This window comes from Burkholderia sp. HI2714 (assembly GCF_002223085.1).
GTDB lineage: Bacteria > Pseudomonadota > Gammaproteobacteria > Burkholderiales > Burkholderiaceae > Burkholderia > Burkholderia lata_D.
The window spans coordinates 1-3,512 of sequence record NZ_NKFM01000108.1; the positions used below are offsets into that span (position 1 = coordinate 1).

The following is a 3,512-nucleotide window of genomic DNA, read 5'->3' on the forward strand; positions in this document are numbered from 1 at the left end:
AGGCGTACTTCACAGCAGGTCCCGCGCGAAGTACGCCGCCGCTTTTTTTGCGATCTCAAGCTCCATCGTCAGCCGTCGATTCTCTGCCTTCAGCCGCGAGAGCTCCATCTGCTCCGGCGTCACGACCGTAAGCACTCGACCAGCACCGTAGCGTAGGTCGTTGACGACGAGAGCGCGATGCTATCGGATGGGTTCGACGTGGGCAGTAGACGGAAGCGCCGACGCCACGTTCCACGGCAACAACTCGTCGATGCGGTTGATCGGATGGTCAGCAATGCGCTCGAGCACGTAGGCGAGATACGCCTCGGGATCGAGGCCATTCAGGCGTGCCGTGCCGATCAGGCTATACATCGCGGCGGCACGTTCGCCACCGGAGTCGGCGCCGGCGAACAAGTAATTCCGTCTGCCGAGGGCGACGCCGCGCAGTGCTCGCTCGGCGATCAGGTTGTCGATTTCCGCACGCCCGTCGCTGCAGTAGTAGATGAGCGCCGGCCAGCGATTCAGCGCGTACTGAATCGCCTTGGTCGTGTCGGATTTTGCAGAGAGCGTGGCGAGCGTTGCTTCGAACCAGCGTTTCATGTCGTCGAGCAGCGGTATCGCTCGCGCCTGGCGCACACTGTGTCGCTCATCAGGTGGTTTGCCACGGATCTGCTCCTCGATCTTGTAGAGCGCGCCGATCCGGTGCAGCGCTTCCTCCGTTACCGCATTGGGACGGACGGCATGTAGATCATGGATCTTTCGGCGAGCGTGGGCCATGCAGGCAGCTTCCTGGATGGTGCCGCCGCGATACAGCTCGGCATAGCCGGCAAACGCATCGGCCTGCAGCACGCCGGTGAAGTCTGCAAGATGCTGCTGGGGATGCTCGCCCCGTCGATCGGGCGTGTAGGCGAACCAGACTGCTGCCGGCTCGTCGGAAGCGCTCGGCCGATCATCGCGCACGTAGACCCACAGGCGTCCTGTCTTTGTGCGACCGTTGCCGGGCGCCAGCACTGGCAGCGGCGTGTCGTCCCCGTGAACCTTGCCGCCGGCTAACGTGTATTGGCGGACGGTGGCGACCAGCGGTGCAAGCAGCGCCGTGATGCTCCCCATCCAATATCCCATCGCACCCGGATCGATCTCGACGCCGTCGCGCGCGTACATGACTGCCTGGCGATGCAGCGGGATGTGGTACGCGAACTTCGACACGGCGATGTGCGCGAGCAGCGCCGGACCCGGGATGCCACGATCGATCGGTCGACTCGGTGCCGCGGCCTGCACGATGCGATCGCAGCATGCGCAGGCCAGCTTCGGACGGCGGTGGCGAATCACGCGGAAGTGCGCCCGGACGTATTCGAGCTGTTCCGCGACGTCTTCGCCCAGCGGTTTGAGTTGCCCGCCGCAATCGGTGCAGTCATCATCGGCGGGCAGATGGATGCGCTCTTCGCGCTCAAGGTGATCGGGCAACGGCTTGCGGCCGACACCTTCGCGACTCGGCCGTTTCACTGCAGCAGCCGCGGCCATATCGGCCGAGCCTTCATCGGCCTGCAGGTCTTCCAGCCGCAATTCAAGCTGTTCGATCTGGCGATCCAGCTTCTCCGATTTTCGGCCGAACTGCATCCGGCGCAGCTTGGCAATCGTCAGCTTCAGATGCTCGATCTCAATCGCGCGCGACGAGAGCTGCTCGCGCAAGCTGGCGACCATCGCCTTCAGCGCTTCAATGTCGTCGGGGAGATCGGTGGGAGCAGCGGACATGCGGTGAGCTTACACGACGCCACCCACAAGCTCTCCACGCGTAATGAACGTTTACAATGCGCTTCGCGGGCGTACCGCATCGATCGGCTGCCGCCAATCGAAACCTTCGAGCAAGAGCGCGAGCTGAGCGGTCGTCAGCGCAACAACACCGGCATCGGCGCGCGGCCACGCGAAACGTCCTTTCTCAAGGCGCTTCGAGAGCAGGCACAGGCCACCGTCGCACCACCACAAGCACTTCAGCAAGTCGCCGCGCTTACCCCGGAACACGAACACGTGCCCGCTGTAGGGATCCTTCTCCAGCACGGTTTGTACTTTCGCGGCTAACGAGTTGAAGCCGGAACGCATGTCCGTGACGCCCGCCGCGATCCAGATTCGCGTGTTCGGCGGGATCACTTCAGACAGTCTCGCAAATACTGTTCGGCGAACTCCTGCGACACACCGCGGATACGAATACGTCGTTTGCCGACCTCGATCTCGATTTCACAGCCTGGCGGCATCGCCGGGCTCGCCGACACGTCCGGCGTTTGCGGCAGAGCGTGATGTGGGATGTCCTTCGCAGGCAGATCGACCACATCAACCGGTAGCAGCGCGATGTTTGGTACCGACGATGCAGGTCGCGTATCGAGTAAGCTTATTCGCCACTGCGCGACCATATTGGCGTTCAAGCCGTGCGCACGCGCGACCTCGGCAATCGAGCGATTCGGATCGTTCGCTTCGGCAGCAACCGCTTCCCGAAACTCCTTCGTGTAGTTCCTCGATCCCGGTCGTCTTCCATGCACCACTGGCTTCATCAATCTGATTCCCATTACATCTGATGGGAATCAGATTGCCGGTGCCGTGCCCTCATGAACAGACGGTACGTGTCGAGCGCTTACTCACGACCTTCGTGCCTGGACCATTCAGCGTTCCGGCCGCTGCGGCCTTGACCCACGTGCGCAGCGTCTGCTCCGAGATGCCAAGCTCCCGTGCAACCACCAAAATACTCTGGCCATCCTTCACCCGTTGCACCGCAAGCGTCCTGAATTCCGGCGTGTGTTGCTGCTTCGATATCTTCAACATTTTGCTTTCCATTCCGTCGAGTTTACCCGACCTCTTGAAGAGCGAAATTTCGGGGGAAGCTCAAACCTCGTGAACCGGTGGAACAGCTTCGGCAAGGCGATTTGCGTCAAGACAGCCTAATTGCGCCCGCAACCAACTGAGCGCATACCCTGTCGAACAAAGCCCACGCGATTTCGATCACCGAAACCACGGTGTCCGACGCGTCGGGCCTGCCCGCCGTGCTGGCGGTCGAGGCGCCCGTCGACTGTGTGATTGCCGACGGCGCGTACTACAGCATCGCGCAAACCGAGGCCTGGTCGAGCAGCGGCGTACTGCCGGTGATTCCGCCGCCGGCCAATGCGGTCGTTCACGCTCAGCCGGCCACGCGCTGGCACGACCAGATTGTCGGCTACATCAAGGAGAAAGGCATCCATGCGTTCCACCACAAGTACGGGTATGGCAAGCGCGCGCTGGTCGAGGCGCAGATTTCGCGGATCAAACGCTGCATCGGCGCGCGACTGCTGACGCGCCGACTCGAATCGCAGCAGCGCGAGGGCGTGATCATCGCCAACCTCGTGAACCGGTGGAACAGCTTCGGCAAGGCGATTTGCGTCAAGACAGCCTAATTGCGCCCGCAACCAACTGAGCGCCCACCCTATCGAACAAAGCCGATAGAATCTCCCTCGCTTCTATTGCCACGCCCGACGAAGACGCCCCGTCGAATCAATATATTCCGCTTCCCG

At 62.1% G+C, this 3,512-nt stretch carries 4 protein-coding genes and 2 pseudogenes; 1 reads left to right on the top strand and 5 read right to left on the bottom strand.

Features of this window, described 5'->3' with window-relative positions; translation table 11 throughout:
• The 5 genes and pseudogenes from CFB82_RS42955 to CFB82_RS41090 all read right to left on the bottom strand — a co-directional run.
• Positions 1–123, bottom strand: a pseudogene (locus CFB82_RS42955) (IS3 family transposase); the annotation flags it as partial.
• A 57-nt stretch (positions 124–180) separates the two neighbouring features.
• A complete protein-coding gene (tnpC, locus tag CFB82_RS41075; protein WP_089487908.1) occupies positions 181–1,731 on the bottom strand; it encodes an IS66 family transposase in 1,551 nt (516 codons plus the stop codon).
• Positions 1,732–1,782: 51 nt separating this feature from the next.
• Entirely contained in the window at positions 1,783–2,124 is a 342-nt protein-coding gene (gene tnpB / locus CFB82_RS41080; RefSeq protein WP_036047966.1) for an IS66 family insertion sequence element accessory protein TnpB, read from the bottom strand.
• On the bottom strand, positions 2,121–2,522 hold the full coding sequence (locus tag CFB82_RS41085) for a transposase (RefSeq protein WP_179255536.1): 402 nt from the start codon (positions 2,520–2,522) through the stop codon (positions 2,121–2,123). The genes tnpB and CFB82_RS41085 overlap by 4 nt, the downstream gene beginning before the upstream one ends.
• Before the next feature lie 82 nt (positions 2,523–2,604).
• Positions 2,605–2,790: pseudogene (locus CFB82_RS41090) on the bottom strand (transposase); the annotation flags it as partial.
• A 191-nt stretch (positions 2,791–2,981) separates the two neighbouring features.
• Between CFB82_RS41090 and CFB82_RS42960 the strand changes: the two are divergent.
• The gene (locus CFB82_RS42960) at positions 2,982–3,395 is read left to right on the top strand and encodes a transposase (protein ID WP_218829101.1); all 414 of its coding nucleotides are present in this window, start codon (positions 2,982–2,984) and stop codon (positions 3,393–3,395) included.
• Positions 3,396–3,512 lie beyond the last annotated feature (117 nt).

Bases quoted from the DNA above. Each gene is read 5' to 3' on its own strand.
- tnpC (WP_089487908.1), bottom strand. From the start codon at position 1,731: ATGTCCGCTGCTCCCACCGATCTCCCCGACGACATTGAAGCGCTGAAG.
- CFB82_RS41085 (WP_179255536.1), bottom strand. From the start codon at position 2,522: ATGAAGCCAGTGGTGCATGGAAGACGACCGGGATCGAGGAACTACACG.